Source organism: Exiguobacterium sp. s138 (assembly GCF_018618775.1).
GTDB lineage: Bacteria > Bacillota > Bacilli > Exiguobacteriales > Exiguobacteriaceae > Exiguobacterium_A > Exiguobacterium_A artemiae.
Window position 1 is genome coordinate 520632 of sequence record NZ_JACSMW010000003.1, and the last position, 20733, is coordinate 541364.

Sequence of the window (20733 nt, forward strand, 5' to 3'; positions counted from 1 at the left end):
AGCAGTTGACATTTCTTTCGTCGCACCTTAAAATTTGCCTTAAGGAAACATTATTAGTCTAAAGAATAATAACTGACAATAAACAAACTCTTTTTTTTACACTTTTTGTTGCTCTAAGGAAACATTCATTACCTAATCAAAGTTCATGAACCGGAAAGGAGTTTTTTTATGCTACATGCAGTAGAAGTCGACCAATTATCCGTCTCCTATTTCGAGACGACTGCACTTGAACGTCTGTCCGTCCGCTTGACATCCGGTCAACTCATTGGAATCATTGGTCCGAATGGTGCCGGCAAATCGACTTTCATCAAAGCCATCATGGGATTGATTCCGGCAGAAGCGACTTCAATCCGTCTGCTTGGTCAATCCGCGAAACAGGCGCGGACACAGGTTGCTTACGTTCCCCAACGCAGTGCGATTGACTGGGATTTTCCGATTCGGGTCATCGATGCTGTCCTGATCGGCTGTTATCCGCAGCTCGGTTTGTTCAAGCGGCCGACGAAACAGCACCGGATGCGGGCGCGCGCCTGTCTCGACCGGGTCGGCATGCTCGATTACGCCGACCGTCAAATCGGTGAACTGTCCGGCGGTCAACAACAACGTGTCTTTTTGGCCCGCGCCTTAGCGCAGGAAGCCGACCTGTTATTACTCGACGAACCGTTCGTCGGGGTCGATGCCGGCAGTGAAGGAGTCATCATCGATTTATTGCGAGTGTTGCGCGATGAAGGCAAGACGATCCTCGTCGTCCACCACGATTTAAGTAAAGCAGCCGACTATTTCGACACGTTGCTGCTTCTCAATCGACGGATCATTTCGGTCGGTCCGCCACAAGACGTCCTGCATGCTGATCTCATCGAAGCAGCTTACGGCAATCCGCTTGCCTTCCTGCAGAAAGTGGAGGTTTCGTCATGACGATCATCGATTTCATCCACGCCCTGACGGAATACGATTTTCTCCAGAAAGCCCTCGTGACATCCGTCATGGTCGGCATCATCTGCGGGGTCATCGGTTGTTTCATCATTTTACGCGGAATGTCGCTGATGGGTGACGCCATCTCCCATGCAGTCCTGCCCGGTGTCGCCATCTCGTATCTGCTCGGAATCAATTTCTTCATCGGTGCTGTCGCAACCGGTCTTTTGACCGCACTCGGAATCGGTTTCGTCAGTCAAAACAGCCGGATCAAAAATGATACGGCGATCGGCATTTTATTTACGTCAGCCTTCGCACTCGGTATCATCCTGATTTCTTTTTTACGCAGCAGCAGTGATCTCTATCATATTCTGTTCGGAAACGTCCTTGCCGTCCGTCCAAGCGATATGTGGATGACGCTTGCCATCGGTCTGATTGTGCTCGCTGCAATTTTCCTATTCTATAAAGAACTGCTCGTGACGTCATTTGATCCGACGATGGCTGCTGCTTACGGTCTGTCAACACGATTGATCCATTACCTGCTGATGACGATGCTGACCCTCGTCACGGTCGCATCTCTCCAGACAGTCGGTATCATCCTCGTCGTCGCGATGCTGATTACCCCGGCTGCGACCGCCTATCTGTTAACGAACCGGTTGTCGCGGATGATTTTCCTGTCTGCCGGTCTCGGAACGATTTCTTCCGTCATCGGTTTATACTTCAGCTTTACCTATAATCTGTCGTCCGGCGCTTCCATCGTCCTGGTCGCGACCGCTTTGTTTGCGCTGGTGTTCATTTTCTCACCGCGCCACGGATTACTGCGAAAATGGAAATCTGCCAAAAAGGAGCTGACGACATGATGTTCAAACGATTAATCCCTTTAACCGGTCTCGCTGTTTTACTGACCGGCTGTGCTCCCGATTCTGCCGACGATGGAAAACTGCAAGTCGTTACGACCTATTCGATTTTAGAAGATATGACCCGTGTCGTCGGCGGTGAACATGTCGACGTCCACAGCATGGTCAAGGTCGGCAAAAATCCGCACGAATACGATCCGTTGCCGACCGATGTCCGGAAGATGGCGGACGCTGATGTCGTCTTTTACAACGGTCTGAATCTTGAAGCCGGCGGTTCCTGGTTTAATAAACTCCGCTCCAGTACAAATAAGGACGGCAAGGATGCTCCGGTCTACGCCTTAAGTAAAGGCGTCGAACCAAAGTATTTGACGGCCGCCGGAAAAGAACAGGAAACTGACCCTCATGCCTGGCTTGACCTCAACAACGGTATTCAATACGTTGAAAACGTCAAAGCTGGATTAATTAAAGAAGATCCGGCAAATAAAGCCGATTATGAGAAAAACACTTCGGCTTATATCAAAGAATTGAAGACGCTCGACACAAAAGCGAAGGAACGGTTTGCTGCGATTCCGGACGCCAAGCGCCATCTGCTCACAAGTGAAGGCGCCTTTAAATACTTTAGCGACGCCTACGACTTTAAAGCCGACTACATTTGGGAAATTAATTCCGATAATCAAGGGACGCCCGATCAAGTCCGGCGGATCGTTGATTTGATCAAGCAACAGGATATTCCGGTGCTGTTCGTCGAAACGAGTGTCGACCGGCGCAGTATGGAGACGGTCTCCCGCGAAACTGGTGTTCCGATCGGCGGAACCCTCTACACCGACTCCCTCGGGGCAAAGGGACAAAACGGTTCAACGTACTTGAAGATGATGGAAGCAAATTTCGAGACCATCGAAAAACAATTGATGCAATAAGAACTGTCATCGAATCGCCATCCCTGTCTTTCCTTTCGTGGATTCTTCCACCGTATACTAAGGAAAGAATCAATGAGTGATGGAGGAATGAAGATGCCTAAAAAACCCGGATGGATGATCATGACACTGTCGGCGACGCTTGCCCTCGGTGCCTGCGGACAGACGGAACAAAAGAGTGCGCCGCATACTGACCACGAGGCCCATGAGACGCACACAAGTGCCGATCAGTTAGAACAGACGACGTCGCCAGGCGTTGCACCGGCGTTCCTAAAAGAAACGGATTCTTCGATTCAGACGATCTACCTGTCTGTCGCCAAACATCGGGATCTGCTTGAAAAGATGCCGTGTTATTGCGGGTGCGGGGAATCCGCCGGACACACAAGTAACTATGATTGCTTCATTGCCGATCAAAGGGCAGACGGAAAAACGACTTGGACGACACACGGGATTACGTGCGGAACGTGTCTTGATATCGCCGCCCAATCAATCGTCGCTTACCAACAAGGTACGCCGGTCAAAAAAATCCGCTCTGACATTGATGCGGCCTATGCGAAGACGGGTGCCAAACCGACTCCGACTCCGGCCCTCTAAATCAAACATCGGCTGACTCAGTAATCAGTCTCCAAAGATAATGGGAACAGCGTACAATTCTACCACTCTTCTTCCGAAAAAAAAGAATCACTCTCTTCACGCGCCTCCTACAGGAAAGGGCGTGAAGAGAGTGATTCTTTTTTGCGTCATCCTCTTTTTGAAAAGGAAAACTTACCGTCGCCGGCGAGCCGTCGCATGGAGAACAAAGGGTTTGCCGGACAGCAATTCCTCCAGCTGATAATACGTATGGGCCCGAAGCGGCTGACTCGTCCGCGGGAGATGACGTAATTCATAAGCGACTTCCAGCAGATAAAACTTGTACGTCTCGGCTTCTTCAAATCCGAAACTGTTTTGCCGCGCTTCGATATAGCCGAGCAAACGCTGTTGTTGCTCGAGCGACAGACGTTGCACTTGCGGAGCAATCGGTTCGCCCGGCCGGAGAATCAGTTCCCGTTCCGTCCGGTAAAGCCGGTTCATGACTCCCCGTTCCCGCCGAAGCGCAATCAGCTTTGCCGGTTGATAAGAGCGCGGGTACGGATGGGCATGGACTAAATACTGTTCAATGATCGATTGTGTCGGGGCAGCCGGAAAAGAAATGACATCATGCATACAGTTCGACTCCTTTAGTGAGATCCACCGTTTATATTTTACTACAAATTTCCAATCCAATAGACGGACCTCACAGGAAGGAAACCGGTTTTCTAATTTCAGACGGGTTTCGTTTTTCATGACGCGTGGAAAAGTTCAAAAGATACTTATCTCTGAAAGGATGTTTTGTCATGCAACAGATGAAAGCCATTGGATTCCACAAACACTTACCGATTACGGAAGCCGACAGTCTGATTGATCTTGAACTGGAACGTCCCGTCGCAAAAGGACACGATCTGCTAGTCGAAATTAAAGCCGTTTCCGTCAATCCGGTCGATACGAAAGTCCGGGCTAAGGGCACGGACGAACAGGAACCGAAAATCATCGGCTATGATGCAGCCGGCGTCGTCGTTGAAGTCGGTGATCACGCCTCCCTCTTTTCCGTCGGGGATGAAGTTTACTACGCGGGCGCCATCAACCGTCCGGGTTCCAACAGTGAATTCCAGCTCGTCGACGAACGAATCGTTGCGAAGAAGCCGGAACGTTTGACGTTCAGCGAGGCGGCGGCGCTTCCCCTCACTGCCTTGACAGCTTATGAAGCTTTAACTGACCGAATGCATATCACGTTTGATGCCAAATCAAATCTCAAGAAGACGATTCTAATCATCGGTGCAGCAGGCGGTGTGGGATCGATTGCGACACAACTTGCGAACCATGCCGGCCTGACCGTCATCGGGACCGCTTCCCGTCCGGAAACGATCGACTGGGCGAAAGCACACGGCGCCCATCATACGATTAACCATCACGAAGATTTCCGGGAACAACTTGAACAACTCGGTTATTCGTATGTCGACTACGTTTTTTGTCTGAATGCGACCGATCAGCATTTTGATGCGATGGTCGATGTCATCACACCGCAAGGGACTATCTGCAGTATCGTCGAGACGGACCAGGCACTCAATCTCAGCGCTTTGCAACAAAAGAGTGCCACTTTCGCCTGGGAGTTCATGTTCACCCGCTCCCTGTTCGAGACACCGGACATGATTCGCCAACATGAAATTCTGACCCGCATCGCGACTTGGCTCGAGGAAGAAACACTTGAGACGACCGTCACTCAGACGTTGATCGGACTGAATGCAGAGAATTTAAAAGAAGCCCACCGCCTCGTCGAAAGTGGCAAGACGATTGGTAAAATTGTCGTCGAACAGCATTAAGCTAAAAAACAGGACGTTCTTCTCGAAAGAGAAAGAACATCCTGTTTTTCGATTATCTGCTTTTTTGACGTTTCATTGAAAAGACGATGGCCGCAAACAATGACAGGAGTCCTCCCGCCCAGCCGATGACCGGTGCGTACTGAAATGTATCGCGCAGCAACATTCCTCCGATAATGAGGATGGCAGCATCCGCTGCGAACAGCACCGCTAAAAATCGATAATTCATCCTTCTTCTCCCCTTTCATTTCAAACTGTTAGTACTTCTGCATTCTCCCTGCCAAAGGACATCTGCCCTTCAACTTAATCCTTACCCTTGATTTAGCACTTTCTGGTATGAATTTCTTGTATTTAAGATAATTTTCTAATAACACTGTATTTCTGAGTCTAAAAAATGTACGATTACGGTAAGAAATAGGTATAGTAATTACATCTATGTTCAATACGGAACGCTGAAGCAAAGGGGCATCCACAATCATATGAAAAAATGGTTCAATCAAAAAATCAGCCGGCAAATCATGTCTGCTTTTTACCTCATACTCCTTACCCTTTCCGTCTCTTCGATTGCTGCTTATTTTTATACAAACCATCAAGTGATGGACGCAAAAAAAAGTCTTGATGCGATCAGTGAGCGTCAGGAACGGGCGACGTCCTTGTGGGACGACTGGCAGTCCTTACAGTATGAGATGCGTGGTTATCTTGTCTTTGGAGATGATGACGTACTTAAAACGGTTCAGGAAAAAGCAGATTCTCTCGAAACACAGACGAAATGGTTTGAAGAAAACGGGATTTACCGTGGGGATAAAATTTATGCAGACGACGTCCGCTCTCTGTACACGTCGTATACGACGTTCGTCATGCCGAGTTTAATTAAATATGTCAAAGCAAAACAAGACGGCACCGTCGATGAAGCATTTTTGCAAATGCCAAGTTTGAAATCAATGATGCCGCAGGTCAAACAGGATCCGGACCGGAAATTTAAGATGAATGCTTCCGACAGCGAAACGATGCGAAAAAGCGTCAACACGATGGAGAGTGTCTTCACGAGTTACCGGACGAGTCTCCAGGCAAAAGAAATGATGGCCAAGGACAAACTAATCAAGCAAACGAAATATGCGGAATGGATTTGGCTTGTCAACTTACTGGTTCTCTTTCTTGTCATCCTGTTGATCATTCGACCGTTCATCGAACGGACGACACGTCAAATCCAGCTCCTCAGTAAAGAAAGTAAGCTGCTCGCCCAAGGGCAACATACCGCACCGCTGATTCCGATGAATCGGACCGACGAAATCGGTGAGCTCAGCAAATCGTTCCATCAAATGGCGACGGCCCTGACCGATAATAAACACCGGTTGATGTCATCCAATGATAATTTAGAACAAGCGCTGCGACTCACCTTACGGAACGAAGCACACTTGAAAATCCGGAATCAGCTGACGGAAACGCTTGCTTCCCGTGACACAGTCACCGCTTATCCGGCCGTCATCGAAAAGATGGTCGAGATTACCGATTCAACGAACGGTTCCTTGATCTTCAAAGAAGGAACAACGGTGACGAATATCATTTCCTACGGCCTGACGGAACAAGAACAAGATGATTTAATTGCGACGATCGAACCTGTCATCCGCCGCGCACGAAAGGATAAAGTGCCGCACATCGCTCAGTTTGCCCAACGCGCGGTTACCGTCACACCGGTTCTTGATGCCAGCACCGATGAGATCATCGCCTATATCTACCTGATGCGTCTCCATCATCCATTTGACCCGCAGGAACAAGAAGAGCTTGCTGCCTTTGCACGTCAGCTGGCCTTATCGTTACTCCGGATGCGGACGTTTGACGAGATTGGACGGGAACGGGAAAAAACGGCCCGCTTGTTGAACTCGATCCGCGAATCGATTGTCTACATCGAACCCGACGGACCGATTCAATTAATCAATCGTCCGTTACTCGATTTATTCGATCACCCATCTGCCGTCGACTCGAAAGCAGAATGGTTGATTGAAATCGACGACTCGATCACCTATCTGAAAAATCGCGTGGATCAGCTCTCTGAATTCGAACGATATCTGCACCAAACCTTCATTAATCGTGAAACCGGAGAAGGTATTACCTTTTCGATCGATCGTGAAAAACGTTTCATCAAGACATACTCGGAAGAAATCCATTACGGCGGAAAATTCCGCGGGATTCTTCTCGTTTTACGTGACGTGACGAATGAAGTCGAAATTGACCGAATTAAAAACGAACTCGTCTCAACAATTTCCCATGAATTACGGACACCTCTCTCGTCGATTTACGGATTCACCGAGTTGATGATCCAACGGGATCTCCCTCCACATCGTCAAAAGAAATATCTGAAAGCGGTCCATTCGGAAACCGAACGACTGTCCTTGTTAATCAACGACTTCCTCGACCTGCAACGGATGGAAGCCAACCGGCAGCAGTATACATTTGAACCGTTTGATCTACTTGCGATGCTGAAGGATTTGAAGCAACTTCATAGTCTTTCATCTTCTACACATACCATTCGCATCTTGACTGACGTTTCGTCGCTCTTGATTGAGGCCGATACGAAAAAGATTCGTCAGCTGTTCGGAAACTTGATTAACAATGCGATTAAGTATTCCCCGGCAGGCGGCTCAATTGAAGTTCGTTTGACGGAACACACTAATCGGGTAACCATCGCGATTACCGATCACGGAATCGGAATTCCCGCTTCCGCGATGAGCGAACTGTTCCAAAAGTTTTATCGTGTCGATAATTCGGATACCCGAAAAATCGGTGGAACAGGACTCGGGTTATCGATTTGTCGTGAGATTGCCCGTGCCCACGACGGCGAAATCCATGTCGAATCAATCGAAGGACAAGGTTCGACGTTTACGGTCGACTTACCGTTAACACAACCTAATGCATAAGCAAACCGCGCCAGTTCCTTTTCGGAACGGCGCGGTTTTTCCTTATCCTTTAATGCGGCTGGCGATATCGACCGTCCGTTTCGCCTGGTGACGAACGGCCGGTTCGACTGACTCAACCATGTTTCCGTCCTGATCAACAGTGACGGTTGTGCCGTAAGGGTTTCCGCCTGCTGCGAACAGGACGGGATCCGAATAGCCCGGAGCTGCGACAATCGCACCCCAGTGGAACATCGATGTATAGACGGCAAGGACGGTTGCTTCCTGTCCGCCGTGCGGGTTTTGCGCAGACGACATCGCACTGACGACTTTATTGACGAGTTTCCCTTGTCCCCAAAGACCGCCTGTCGTATCGAGGAACTGTTGGAATTGTCCCGGAACGTGTCCGTAACGGGTCGGGATGCTGAAGATGATCGCGTCCGCCCAGTCGAGCAGGTCGGGTGTCGCTTCTTCGACGTCGCGTGTCGCATCGGTATGTTTTTGCCAGAGTGGATTCGAGGCAATCGCTTCTGCCGGTGCCGTCTCCTTGATTTTCGCAAGGCGGACTTCAGCGCCGGCCGCTTCTCCTGCTTCTTTCGCCCAGGTGGCGAGTTGATGATTGGTTCCGGTCGAACTGTAATAGATGACAGCCAGTTTCACATTAGACATGACTTCGCTCCTTTTTTCAAAAACAGTGACGGACGATGGAGGTACATGTCGTCTTTTCCCGTTTTTTGGATAAAGTAACGCTTTTTATCTTGAATTCAAGAAAAAATTATACCTCTTGCGTAACTAACCATTTGAACCAGCGACCGTGTCCGTCCGTCTCGGCAATCGTCTGCTCGGTCAACACACCGTCGATGTAGGCATCGAGATGCAAATACCGGTCCTGGACGTTGTTATACACATGGTAAAGATTCCGTGTCCGGCCGATTTCCCCGACGACGTGCAACAGTTCTTTTTTGACCGCAAGCGGCATCTGATTCGCGACATGCGTATGAAAGATACAGAGAATGCTGTCGTCCGGTGTTTCGGCTGCATAGTGCGGCAATAAACGGACTCCGTCCCCTTCGACCAGCTTCAACGGTAATTCTTCAACATAACCGGCTGCCGCCTCGAACATCGCGAGCCGCTCCCGGTGTTCCGTCCAGATTAATGCTTTCAGCCATAACTGTTCGTCTGTATCATTCAAGTCGACGATATTCAGATCGAGTCCCGTCCGCATCGTAACCGGTGGCGGTGTCTGCGGGATGACCGGTGTGTCGTTCCCCTCGATGACCGATGTCAGCTGAAGACGTGATGCCGGATTCCCGACCGTCTCCCCGTTCCCGTATTCATAACCGTATTGATCAAACAGCAGCTGTAATCCGGCACTCGTCCCGATTTCAAGCAACGCAAGCGGTTGTTGTGTCTGCTCATGGATTTGGCTGAAGACCGGATACAGATAGGTGCAACGCCGGACTTCATTCGTTTGGACGAGACGTTGCGCAAGGAGCGGAATCAACTCGGCTTCATATGTCGTACAAAATGACTTAAAATCGGCAAACGCATCATGAAACGGCTTCGGCTGTTTCGACACGCTCGGATAATAAGCGGCAAGCGGATGATCGATGCCTTTGAGCAACAGGTAATGGACGGCGCCAAACAGCAGGTTCGGGACCGGCTGAACGTCGCGCGCATGCCGGCATAGATCGAGGATGCCCGGATCCTCAGCAATTTCGAGTGATAGGTATTCGTATAACGGACTGGAGTCGCGGCACTCCCGTTCGGCAAAGATCCGAAAGCGTTGTGCGAGTTCTGTTTCTATCATTGATGATTCCCCCTTTTACGTTCCCTGTTATATTCCCTAAATTATTCCAAGAACCTGTTTTCGCCATCAAAAAACTCTTCCGCCTGAACCAGGGGGAAGAGTTTGATTGATGCTTAATCCGATTATTTTTTCTCCAGGATATCCGTTACGACTTCATTCAGTTTCTGTTTGAAGACCGGTCCGAAGCTTTCCGCATAGGAATTCGTCATATGGCTGATATCACGGTAGATGACGACGTTCCCGATCACGGGACGGAATTCGCCGTCGACACGGAAGTAATCCGTCAAGTCGAGTTTATAGAGGGACTTATTCGTTTGTTCGAAGTTTTTCCAGTACGCTTCATCGCGTTGATTGACTTCGGCATTCATTTTCTTCGTTGTTTCTTTGATGCTCGACGTCTCAAGCGACTCCAGGACGTTGAAGCTGTAACGCGGGTTGTCCCGGAGTGCCAGACCGTCGATACCGTACTCGTCTTTGACATACTGCATCTGGTCGACCATCTGTTGGTGAATCTTATCTTTTGTCGAATTCGCCGCCGTGACGTGCGAGATGATCAAATCGACATCAGCATCCTTCAAATACTCCAGCACATTTTTGTTCCAGATGCCTTTTAAGGTGTCATCCTCGTAACCCGTCGAGAAGCGTGTCCCGGAGCGGGTGATGTTCAAGATGCGGTACTTTTCACCTTTTGCCGCTTCGTGAATCGCTCCGAACCATTGCTCCGAGTGCGAGCTGCCGACCAGGGCAATCGTCGCGATATAGTCTTTGGTCTCACCGTATTCGCCGACTTTGATGTCACTTTTACTCAGTACCTGATTGGTGCCGTCCGTGTGGACAAGCGGCAAGTCGTCAAAGACGTTCGCATAGGACGGGAACGGATCGTGCTCCGGCGTCTTCTCCGGATTCTTGACGGCCATTGCTCCCGGATAATCGCTGGCGCTGACACCGTTCTTTAATTCCTGTTCTTCGAAATACTTCAGTCCGAAGAGTGAGCCGATCAACAGAACATTGATACTGATCATGATACCGAGCTTCTTGAAAGCCGACCGATCGACTTTTGCACTGCGGATCGGTTTCTCAATGAATTCCGTCATCAGATACGATAAGAGAATCGACGACAGAATGATTAATGTTCCTGTCAACATCCCCGGTGTCTGCTGGACGTTGTAACGATAGAACTCAAGCAGGACCCAGTGCCACAAATAAATTCCGAAAGCGATTCCTCCGAGTTTGACCATCGGCTTTGATCCGAGGAAACGTTTGATGCCGAATGTCGTGTCGCGTGTTCCGGACAGGACGATGAACAGCGCACACGTCATCGGCCAAAGGGCGATGTATCCTGGGAACATTTGCGAGACGTTAAAGAGGATCCCGGTCAGGACCAGACCAATCAGTCCGAGCCAGCCCATCAACGTCGCCATCCATTTCGGAATGTGGATCGAGGACAGGTTGATGCAAAGCAGACTGCCTAAGGCAAATTCCCAGACGCGCGTCATCGTGATGAAATACGCCCACGGCTGATTGACTTCGGTTAAATAGATTGAATAGCTTAAAGACGTCACGAACAACACGCCTAAAATCGTGTTAATCATCGGTTTTGCATTTTGAATCGTGTACTTCTTGACCATCCATAAGATGAATGAGAACAGAACGAACCAGATCATATAGAACTGTCCTTGAATCGACAGGGCCCAGAAGTGTTCGACCGGTGATTTCATCTGGCTTGCATCCAGATAATCTGTACTCGAGATGGCAAGCTGCCAGTTTTGATAGAAGAACATCGAGGCGACGACTTCACGAACCGTCTTCTCTAAAATCGATTGCGGCAGTAAAAACGAGCTGAGAATCAGGACGACGGCCAAAATAAACAGGACCGACGGCAACAGCCGTTTAATGAGTTTCGTGACGTAAGGCAGGAAACGAAATTCACCCGTCCGGTTGATTGTCGAGATAATCGACGTCGTAATCAGGAAGCCGGAGATGACGAAGAAAACATCCACACCACCCGAGACACGGTTGAACCAGATATGATAGACCGCGACGAGCAAGGCGGCGACAACGCGCAACCCCTCGATTTCAGGCCGGAACTGACTTTTGGTGTTAATGAGTTTTTGAGGCTGCATTTCTTGGTAATTCGGTTGATTCATTTTGTATTAGCTCCTATACTTTTTTCTTATGCCGAAAAAATTGAATTGAAATTTTTTCCTTCATCGTTAGACACGCACCAATTCATCCTAAAGTAAAATACTCATAAAATCCACAACATTTAGAAATTAAATTTTACAATGTATTCGTTTTTCCCCATAACAAATACGACTCCTCCAGCGTGGAAGAGTCGTATTCTATCTGCCTTATTTTACAGTCAGCGTAAAGATTTTACTCTTGCGTAATTTGATTGATTCCGCATGGACCGTCACCCGTGTGCCGCGTTTTTGTTTCGGGAACGTCATCGTCTGCGTTTTGCCTGTCGCGGTTTTTGTATACCGCTTTTGATTGATCGTCACGACAATCGTTTTTCCTTTTGTCGCTTTGACCTTCCAGGCTGTACTTGTCGGACTTAGTGTCGTCGTGTACGATTTCAGCGTCGGATTACCGGCTGCAACGACCCGTTGCTCGGATACCTGCAGTTGTGTTCCTTTGCGTGTCACGAGCTTGACGACCTGACCGGCTTTCAACGGTTTGGTCGGGATGGCGAAAATCCGCGTTTTCTTCCGATCAATATACGCTGTGTACTTGCCGTCGATGTAGAGTTTTCCGTAACACGCATCTGCATCAAGTGCGCCGTCAATCGTCGTCTGCTCGTCGTTCAACGGGTTGTTTAACGTACTGTACAACATCACGCTGTCTTTTAACGACAGTGATTTCGAGACGTAACTGCCGGAACGGACAATCCGGTACTCGGCCAATTGATCGGTATACGGGATCGTCACTTCCGTTTTCTTCGTTGCCGGAATGGCTGTGATTTTTTTCTTTCCCTGATAGACGGTATACGTTCCACCGTCCTGTTTACTCTCCAACCGGTACGTAAAGGTTTTAAAGTTCGTATTCGTCGACTGGGTCACACGTGGAATTTCGTATCCGGCGATCGTCCGTTGCACAGTCGTTTTCTGATCGAACGTATTTTCGTCACCAATTTTAAACGAGACCGGTTGTCCGAGTAATCCGGTCGTGCCGAGTCCGATGGTCAGCATCCCCTTCTCATCCGATACCGCACTGTTGAGGCGTGTTCCATCCTGCCGGAAGACATTGACCGGTACATCGGCTTGTCCCAGATTAACCTGATACGTATAGACTCCTTCTTTGACTTCTTTCAATGAATCAAGCGTCGCCGTCAAATAGCGTTTATGCTGATAACGCGTCGTGTCTTTCAGGACGACACCTGTTTCTGCCGTATAAGCGACGGTATAGGCCGTATTGTAAATCCGCTTTTGACTTGTCGGAATCCGGACGCCGTTTTCCTGATCGACGTCTCCCGTAAACGTAACATCTCGAAGTGCAAGCGGCTCCGTCGTTCCGTCAATTCGCGTCAGTTGGACTTCCGGCGTCAATACCGCCTTCTCTAGAAATACCGTGTCCGCTTTCGTCTGATCATCAATCGCAATCGGCTGACGCAAGTAATCCTTAAAATCGAGCAGCGTCGTTTGTCCGTTCACCCGGTACACGGCGCGTCCGTCGGTCAGGAGTTCTTGTGCCAAATGATCGGAATAGTCGACGAGTGTTGTGACTTGTCCTGTTTGCTTGTTTAAAACATACAGAGAAGTGGATTGATGATCGTCTTTAGTCTCGTCCTCTTCCGTCAATTGAATGTACAAACGGTCTGCCGCTTCATAGGCGCCGCGGACAATCTGGTCAGTCCGTTTATTCGGTAAAGCATACGTCTGATTCGTTTCGACATTCCGAATCACTGCGGTTTTGCTGAAATCAAGAATCCAGTCGCCGGTCAACGGAGAAAAGCTGTTTACTTCGACGGTCCGGACTTTTTCAAACGTCCCGTCTGTCTTCACATCGTACCAGTCGGCAATCCCATCCCGGATCAGGGAGAAACGATTTGGACTGATCCACTGAACGGACGGACTGCGTCCATCTTTTAGTGTGTCGCTGATGACGAATTCATTTCCCTGCCGCTCTACTACATGAAACGCATCCGAAATCCCACGTGCCATAAAATGATTTTGATCGAGAACCCGTAAATATTCCAGGTTGGCCGGAAGCTTTACTTCTTCCGATGTACCGGTTTTGGCGTTCATCAAATAGTACGGCTGGAAACTTTCGTCAAAATAATCGTCCTGGAACAGGAACCATGTCTTGTCCGCAGAGTCCGCCCGCAGGAACGCATACGGTGAAACGCCGCTTGGATACGGTGTCGTCTGCTTCGTTTCTAGATCATAAAACCCGATGATGGCTTGATCATTCTTTTTAATGTCGTACGGTGCTGCTTCTGTCAATGTCGTCAGTGTTAACCAGGTTCCGCAGACGACCGCGACACTTCCCATCCAATGTTTCCAGTTCATGTATGTAGAACATCCTTTCAAAATTCAGTGATTAATTCTATTTTATTCCATTTTTTCTCTTTATTCCGATGTTTTTTGATAAATCAGGTCAACGGACTTTCCACATTACAGCCGACTCAAACGTTCGTTCCCGTCCGGTTAAGGGTATAGATTATCTCACGACTACGACGAACGTTAGGAGCAAATGATGATTGGACTCGGCTACGCTTTTTACTTATTACTGGGCACGTTAAAATTCGTGCTGTTCAGCTTTTATACCGATACAGCTTTCCCGGTTGACCTATTTTTCATGAACCTCGGCGGCATGCTGCTGTTATCAAGTTGGACTTTATTGATTGAATGGAAAAAACGCCGTTGGATTTGGCTTGGTCTGTTGATCGCCCACAGCCTGTTGCTGATTTCCGACATGTGGTATTACCGCTATTTTAACGATTTCCTGTCCGTCTCCCTGATGTCACAGATGATGCAGATGGGTGATGTCAGCAGCGGATTTGCCGCTTTGATCCTGCCGAAGGACTTTTTACTGTTTGCGGACAGCCTGATTTTCCTCGGATTTTTATTCTTTATGCGACATCGGACGTTTTCTATCGCGAAAAAGACACGCCGCAAGACAGCCGGACTGACTTTTCTCACCGGTGCCGTTCTGTTTGCCGTCCCCCTCTCGTACAGCATCGTCAAAGAAGACCAGCATCTCAGCCGGTCCGTATCCGATATGCGTGACTATTACCAGCTCGGATTTTGGGGATACCACGGAGTCGACCTGGTTCGAGGCATTCAAAGTGCACTTGGTTCAACAGACGGTTTGACGAAGGCCGAACAACAGCAAGTCGATAAAAATACGACTTCCGGCACGAGTGGTGCTGCGAAGAAACCGAACATCATTTTGGTGCAGCTCGAATCATTCCAGGCTTCCGTCATCGATCAACAGATCAACGGTCAGACCTTAACACCGAACTTAAACAAATTGAAAAAAGAATCGCTGTATTTCCCGTCGTTTTATCATCAGACACACGAAGGGCGGACCTCGGACGCCGAATTCATTACGAACACGTCGCTTTATCCGTTGAAATCCGGTTCCGTCTACACCCGGTTCCCGGATAACGAGTTTGACGCGCTGCCGGATCTGTTGCGTACGAATGGGTATGACACGGCTGCCATGCATGCCTATGAAAAAGGCTTTTGGAACCGCGATCAAGTCTATCAAAATATCGGCTTCAAACATTTTTTCAGCCAGGAAGATTATCCGAAACAAAAGAAAATCGGTATGGCATTAAATGATAAACAATTTTTCCAAAAATCGATTGAACACATGGAAACGTTAAAAGAACCGTACTTTTCCTTCCTCGTCGCTTTGACGAGTCACACGCCATATGAAATTCCGAAGGACGAACAGCAACTGGATTTGTCGAGTTACAAGGATCCGATGCTGAAACGGTATTATCAAACGATCCGTTATGTCGACGGGGCCGTCGGACAGATGGTCAAGGAATTGAAGAAAAAAGACATGTGGGATGACACACTCGTCATCTTTTACGGTGACCATGACAGCGGTCTGACGAACAAAGACGGGGAGATGCAGCAAAAAGCGCAAATCGACAATGCCGTCGATGCTTTTGAACTCGACCGCCGCGTACCGCTGTTCATCAAAAAACCGAATCAGGACACGGGTGAAACAATTCAAGAAAACGGCGGGCAAATCGATATTGCCCCGACGATCGTCGATTTACTCAATCTCGATGCCCCGTATATGGCAGGACACTCGTTACTCGATGACGAACCAAACCTAACAGCGTTTCGCGACGGTTCATTCCGCTATAAAGGTTACTATTACCAAGCGAAGCTGACCGGGAAAGCGGGCAACGGCACGTGTTATGACGTCTCGACAAAAGAAGCGGTCGCGCGCGACATGTGCCGACCGCAGACGAAACAGGTCCGAAACGATTTGCGTCTGTCGGACGCGATCATTGAAAAGAACGGGTTGAAGTAAAAAAGACGAAGCCGGACTTTAATCCGGTTTCGTCTTTTTTTATTGTTGATGAATCTAGATTATACAGATCATCTGTTGCCTTCGAGATGCTCATTCAGCCAGTCTTGCTCGTCGTCAAACAAAACATTCCATTTTTTCGCGACGATCCAGTCAAATAACACCGGAATCGTCTTGTCGGATTGTCGATAGCGATTTAAAAAACGCAGTGCAACCAGGCCTTCGTCACTTTGAATCTGCCGCTTCCGCTTCAACATTATTTTCAGCCGTTTGATGACCGGCTGAATGGCGGATGCATCTCCGTGTTTCACAATTCCGAGCAATGCATACGTTTTGACGTCGATTGACCGATCCTCCAAACCTTTTATAAACACCGGCAGGAACGTATCGTCTCCGAGTTCACTGATGGCATTCAACGCCGAGTGCCGGACATCACCTTTCGGATGATGGAGGAGCGGTAACAGATGCGGAATCACCCGCTTCGTCCCGATAGTTGCCAACACAAAATTCGCACTCATGATCTCAAACGAATCGGTGGAGGTCGTAATAAATCGAATTAACGCCTCTTCTGCTAAAGCCCCCCGACAGGAGCCGAGTGCATCAATTGCCGAATTTCGAATAGCCGAACGGAAATCCTCGACATACTGTATGATATCCGTCGCATCGTCCACCCGTTCCTGGTTCGCCAGTTCATCAAGGATACTTTTAATCAGTGTCGGCTTCGTCTCCTGTGCCAGCCGTTTTAACAGTAAATCAGCAACAAGGACGTCACCTGTATTCGTACCAATCGTGCCAAGCATAAAGTAGAAATACTGTTTCATTTCTAGTCGCTTCGTCTGTTCAAGCAGGTCCATTAACACAGGAACCATTTGAACATCCTGAAAGCGACGTGCTGTTTCATACGCCAAGTCAGACGGCGAACCTTCACTCGTGGAATAACCCCGTTCTTCATCGTACACATACTCATCGATCGACATCTGTTCCGCTAATGCGATCAATTCATCCTTGTTCATCGGCAGTTCCTTCAGTTCCCGAAAAAATCTTGTACCAGTATAGTGTCAGATCAATGTTCGGATTAGCGGATTGTTTCAGCGTATCCACTCCGCCGAGGACAAATCCTTCTTTGACGTAAAAACGGCAGGCAATCAGATTATCGTTTTGCGCTTCAAGCGATAGGCCGATCAACGACTGTCCCTTCGCCCAGGTTTCTGCTGCTTCAAGTAACAAGTGACCGACACCGCTTTTCCGGAAATCCTTTTTGACAGCGATGTTTTCAATATAGGCAAAACGGTTCCAGTCTTTCACGAGACGGATCTGTCCGATGCAAGTGTCTTCATGGAAAGCTAACAAGACAATTTTTTCACTGCTGTCGATATAAGCAGACCAATCCAATTTGTCATCCGGAAAGCGGATTTCAGATGGAGTATCATATAACTCTTCTTCATAGGACCAGATGCCGTTCGAAAAATTCGGAATAAGCTTACCGATGATTGAGAACGATTCATTGGCATTGTTCACGATATTTATGAATTGATTCTTTAACGGCTTGATCACTATCGTCATTTTTTGTTTCATACAACAATTTTCCTTTCACGAAAATTCTCGAGTATTTATTGTTTGGGTCTGTTACCTCTTGTCTTGTTATAGCCTTGTTCATATGAATTATATGTATCGATAGAATGTCGTTCTAACTCATTCAATGTACTGAAACCAGAACCTTCAAGTGCTATCATCCTAATTGTCCAATAGTCACCGTATTTATAGTCTGCGTATACGTCTCCATTACCTTTACCAGTAAAATGACTATTTACTCTGTTTAAGACCTGTTTCCCTTGACCTACGTAATATAAATCTTTTGATTCATTGTACAGTATGTAGACACCTGCAAAATTAAAGTTGTTGGAATATAATGCTCTACCTCCAAAACTTTTATTTCGCATTTCAAAAAATTCCTTTGGTGTTACTTCTAGTGTATTATTAGCTAAATCTGTTATTTGATCTTTAATGTCTTCTTTAATTTTGTTTACTGTGTAGTCATTATAAGCAACAATAATAATAAGCACCATCAGTATCAAAGTTCCAAATATAAATATGGCTTCCATATAATCACCTTTCTAAATTAATATTGATAAATTTACCAATTACAAACTTGATTCTATCATAAATATTTACTTTTTATATTCCTTAATCATTGTTTTATAAATAGGCACTAGTTCGTTTAACTCAACCTTTAAATAAATTAAAAAGACACCTTCAAATTCTAGCGAATTCGAAGATGTCTTTTATATTACATAATTAGTGAAAATAAAAAGATGTGATTTAGGCTCTCAGCTAGATTACATCATGCCGCCCATTCCACCCATGCCGCCCATGCCGCCCATATCAGGCATTGCAGGTGCACCGGCTGGTTCCGGTTTATCGGCGATGACGGCTTCTGTCGTTAGGAACATCGCTGAAACAGATGCTGCGTTTTGAAGTGCTGAACGCGTGACTTTCGCCGGATCGACGATTCCTGTTTCGATCATGTCGACGTACTCGTCCGTTGCTGCGTTGTAACCCATGCCTTGCGCTTCATGTTTGAGACGCTCGACGATGACAGAACCTTCTTGCCCGGCGTTTTCCGCGATTTGACGGAGCGGTGCTTCGAGGGCACGAAGGACGATGTTGACACCTGTCGCTTCGTCACCAGTCGTGACGGCAAGAATCGATTCAACGGCTTTCGTGACGTGGATGAAGGCTGTTCCTCCACCGGCAACGATTCCTTCTTCGACGGCTGCACGTGTCGCGTTGAGTGCATCTTCAATCCGGAGTTTCCGTTCTTTCAGTTCCGTTTCCGTTGCTGCCCCAACTTTGACGACAGCTACGCCGCCTGCGAGTTTTGCAAGACGCTCTTGCAGTTTTTCACGATCGAAGTCGCTTGACGTTTCTTCGATTTGCGAACGGATCGCTCCGACACGCGCTGTGATTGAATCACTGTGTCCGTTTCCTTCGACAATTGTCGTGTTGTCTTTTGAAACGACGACTTTCGACGCACGGCCGAGTTGCGTGATTTGTGTTTCTTTCAGATCAAGACCAAGCTCTTCCGTGATCAGTTCTGCGCCTGTCACGATCGAGATGTCTTCGAGCATCGCTTTACGACGGTCTCCGAAACCTGGTGCTTTGACGGCAACCGCATTGAATGTTCCACGGAGTTTGTTGACGACGAGTGTCGCAAGTGCTTCGCCTTCGACGTCTTCCGCGATGATCAAGAGCGGTTTATTTTGTTGAACGACTTGCTCAAGGACCGGCAGGATTTCCTGGATGTTCGAAATCTTTTTATCCGTGATCAGGATGTACGGGTTCTCAAGGACCGCTTCCATCTTGTCGGAATCCGTGATCATGTACGGTGACGCATACCCACGGTCGAACTGCATTCCTTCGACGACATCGAGTTCCGTCGTGAAGCCGCGTGATTCTTCGATTGTGATGACGCCGTCCTGACCGACACGTTCCATTGCTTCCGCGATCAATTGACCGACTTCTTCGTCAGCTGCTGAAATCGCCGCTACTTGAGCGATTGCTTCTTTGCCTTCGATTGGTTTTGCAATAGCGTGGAGTTCTTCGACTGCACGACGAACTGCTTTTTCGATTCCTTTACGGATGACCATCGGGTTTGCGCCCGCTGTGACGTTTTTAAGTCCTTCACGGATCATCGCTTGTGCGAGGACTGTCGCTGTTGTCGTACCATCCCCTGCGATTTCGTTCGTTTTCGACGCGACTTCTGCGACGAGCTTCGCACCCATGTTTTCGAAGTGATCTTCGAGTTCGATTTCTTTTGCAATCGTCACACCGTCATTCGTGATGAGTGGTGAACCGAATTTACGTTCGAGAACGACGTTACGTCCTTTTGGTCCGATTGTCACTTTGACTGCGTCCGCTAATGCGTCTACTCCGCGAAGCATCGCCCGGCGTGCTTCTTCACTGAATAAGATATCTTTTGCCATGACTGAAATCCCCCTTTGATTAGTTTGCTACTGCTAAAATATCGCTTTCGCGTAAAATTAAGTATTCGTTGCCATCGACTTTGACTTCTGACCCTGCGTATTGCGCATAGATGACATGGTCCCCGACATTCACTTCAAGTGGTACACGGACACCTTGTTCCGTCACACGGCCTGTACCGACAGCGACGACTTTACCCTCTTGCGGCTTTTCTTTCGCTGACCCAGGAAGAACGATTCCTCCGAGTGTTGTTTCTTCTTTTTTAACGACTTCGATCACGATGCGATCACCAAGTGGTTTTAACATGCGAAACATCCTCCTTGAACATGACTGTTTTTTAGCACTCACTTAATTGGAGTGCTAACATATTTTTATCTTAAACGGTTTTCAGTTGGAATTCAAGCCCGAACCCTTATGCGTTTTCCCGAAATCGCCATCTTTGAACCATCACCATTCGTGCGCCCGGTCGGTTTGTTTGTTACA

At 48.0% G+C, this 20733-nt stretch carries 18 protein-coding genes; 7 read left to right on the forward strand and 11 right to left on the reverse strand.

Features of this window, described 5'->3' with window-relative positions:
* Positions 1-168 precede the first annotated feature (168 nt).
* The 4 genes from KNP91_RS09790 to KNP91_RS09805 all read left to right on the forward strand — a co-directional run bounded on the left by KNP91_RS09790 (position 169) and on the right by KNP91_RS09805 (position 3274).
* Positions 169-912, forward strand: a complete 744-nt coding sequence (locus KNP91_RS09790) for a metal ABC transporter ATP-binding protein (RefSeq protein WP_012371612.1) — start codon at positions 169-171, stop codon at positions 910-912.
* 5 nt (positions 913-917) lie between these two features.
* Positions 918-1769: an iron chelate uptake ABC transporter family permease subunit gene (locus tag KNP91_RS09795; protein WP_214849986.1), complete on the forward strand. Its 852-nt coding sequence runs from the start codon at positions 918-920 to the stop codon at positions 1767-1769.
* Complete coding sequence (locus tag KNP91_RS09800; RefSeq protein ID WP_214849909.1) at positions 1766-2683, forward strand: metal ABC transporter substrate-binding protein; 918 nt, start codon at positions 1766-1768, stop codon at positions 2681-2683. Before KNP91_RS09795 ends, KNP91_RS09800 begins: the two co-directional genes overlap by 4 nt.
* A 93-nt stretch (positions 2684-2776) precedes the next feature.
* The gene (locus KNP91_RS09805; protein ID WP_214849912.1) at positions 2777-3274 is read left to right on the forward strand and encodes a PCYCGC domain-containing protein; all 498 of its coding nucleotides are present in this window, start codon (positions 2777-2779) and stop codon (positions 3272-3274) included.
* A 171-nt stretch (positions 3275-3445) separates the two neighbouring features.
* Here the strand turns inward: KNP91_RS09805 and KNP91_RS09810 are convergent, their stop codons facing one another.
* Positions 3446-3883, reverse strand: a complete 438-nt coding sequence (locus KNP91_RS09810) for a hypothetical protein (RefSeq protein WP_214765463.1) — start codon at positions 3881-3883, stop codon at positions 3446-3448.
* A gap of 179 nt (positions 3884-4062) precedes the next feature.
* On the opposite strand from KNP91_RS09810, the gene KNP91_RS09815 reads away from it, so the two are divergent.
* Positions 4063-5076 (forward strand): zinc-binding alcohol dehydrogenase family protein, encoded by a 1014-nt coding sequence (locus tag KNP91_RS09815; RefSeq protein WP_214765531.1) that lies wholly within the window; start codon positions 4063-4065, stop codon positions 5074-5076.
* A 52-nt stretch (positions 5077-5128) separates the two neighbouring features.
* On the opposite strand, the gene KNP91_RS09820 is transcribed toward KNP91_RS09815, so the two are convergent.
* Positions 5129-5302, reverse strand: coding sequence for a hypothetical protein (locus tag KNP91_RS09820; RefSeq protein ID WP_012371618.1), 174 nt, complete (start codon positions 5300-5302; stop codon positions 5129-5131).
* A 250-nt stretch (positions 5303-5552) separates the two neighbouring features.
* Between KNP91_RS09820 and KNP91_RS09825 the strand changes: the two genes are divergently transcribed.
* Positions 5553-7988 carry an ATP-binding protein gene (locus tag KNP91_RS09825; protein ID WP_214849916.1) on the forward strand — a complete coding sequence of 812 codons (2436 nt, stop codon included), beginning with the start codon at positions 5553-5555 and terminating at the stop codon, positions 7986-7988.
* A 42-nt stretch (positions 7989-8030) separates the two neighbouring features.
* Here KNP91_RS09825 and wrbA read toward each other — a convergent pair whose 3' ends face one another.
* From wrbA to KNP91_RS09845, 4 genes are all read right to left on the reverse strand, one after another.
* Positions 8031-8633 carry an NAD(P)H:quinone oxidoreductase gene (gene wrbA / locus KNP91_RS09830; RefSeq protein WP_214849919.1) on the reverse strand — a complete coding sequence of 201 codons (603 nt, stop codon included), beginning with the start codon at positions 8631-8633 and terminating at the stop codon, positions 8031-8033.
* Positions 8634-8739: 106 nt separating this feature from the next.
* Positions 8740-9774: a DUF2332 domain-containing protein gene (locus KNP91_RS09835; protein WP_214849922.1), complete on the reverse strand. Its 1035-nt coding sequence runs from the start codon at positions 9772-9774 to the stop codon at positions 8740-8742.
* Between the two features lie 122 nt (positions 9775-9896).
* Positions 9897-11921: an acyltransferase family protein gene (locus KNP91_RS09840; RefSeq protein WP_214849925.1), complete on the reverse strand. Its 2025-nt coding sequence runs from the start codon at positions 11919-11921 to the stop codon at positions 9897-9899.
* Between the two features lie 204 nt (positions 11922-12125).
* Complete coding sequence (locus tag KNP91_RS09845) at positions 12126-14285, reverse strand: hypothetical protein (RefSeq protein WP_214849927.1); 2160 nt, start codon at positions 14283-14285, stop codon at positions 12126-12128.
* A 184-nt stretch (positions 14286-14469) separates the two neighbouring features.
* Here KNP91_RS09845 and KNP91_RS09850 point away from each other — a divergent pair, with 184 nt between their 5' ends.
* The gene (locus KNP91_RS09850; protein ID WP_251135975.1) at positions 14470-16272 is read left to right on the forward strand and encodes an LTA synthase family protein; all 1803 of its coding nucleotides are present in this window, start codon (positions 14470-14472) and stop codon (positions 16270-16272) included.
* Between the two features lie 68 nt (positions 16273-16340).
* Here the strand turns inward: KNP91_RS09850 and KNP91_RS09855 are convergent, their stop codons facing one another.
* From KNP91_RS09855 to groES, 5 genes are all read right to left on the reverse strand, one after another.
* A complete protein-coding gene (locus KNP91_RS09855) occupies positions 16341-17282 on the reverse strand; it encodes a HEAT repeat domain-containing protein (RefSeq protein ID WP_214849929.1) in 942 nt (313 codons plus the stop codon).
* Positions 17269-17844 carry a GNAT family N-acetyltransferase gene (locus KNP91_RS09860; protein WP_214849932.1) on the reverse strand — a complete coding sequence of 192 codons (576 nt, stop codon included), beginning with the start codon at positions 17842-17844 and terminating at the stop codon, positions 17269-17271. The genes KNP91_RS09855 and KNP91_RS09860 overlap by 14 nt, the downstream gene beginning before the upstream one ends.
* 35 nt (positions 17845-17879) lie before the next feature.
* On the reverse strand, positions 17880-18371 hold the full coding sequence (locus KNP91_RS09865) for a GIY-YIG nuclease family protein (protein ID WP_214849933.1): 492 nt from the start codon (positions 18369-18371) through the stop codon (positions 17880-17882).
* A gap of 234 nt (positions 18372-18605) precedes the next feature.
* Positions 18606-20252, reverse strand: a complete 1647-nt coding sequence (gene groL / locus KNP91_RS09870) for a chaperonin GroEL (RefSeq protein ID WP_214849935.1) — start codon at positions 20250-20252, stop codon at positions 18606-18608.
* 19 nt (positions 20253-20271) lie between these two features.
* Entirely contained in the window at positions 20272-20556 is a 285-nt protein-coding gene (groES, locus tag KNP91_RS09875; RefSeq protein ID WP_012371631.1) for a co-chaperone GroES, read from the reverse strand.
* Positions 20557-20733 lie beyond the last annotated feature (177 nt).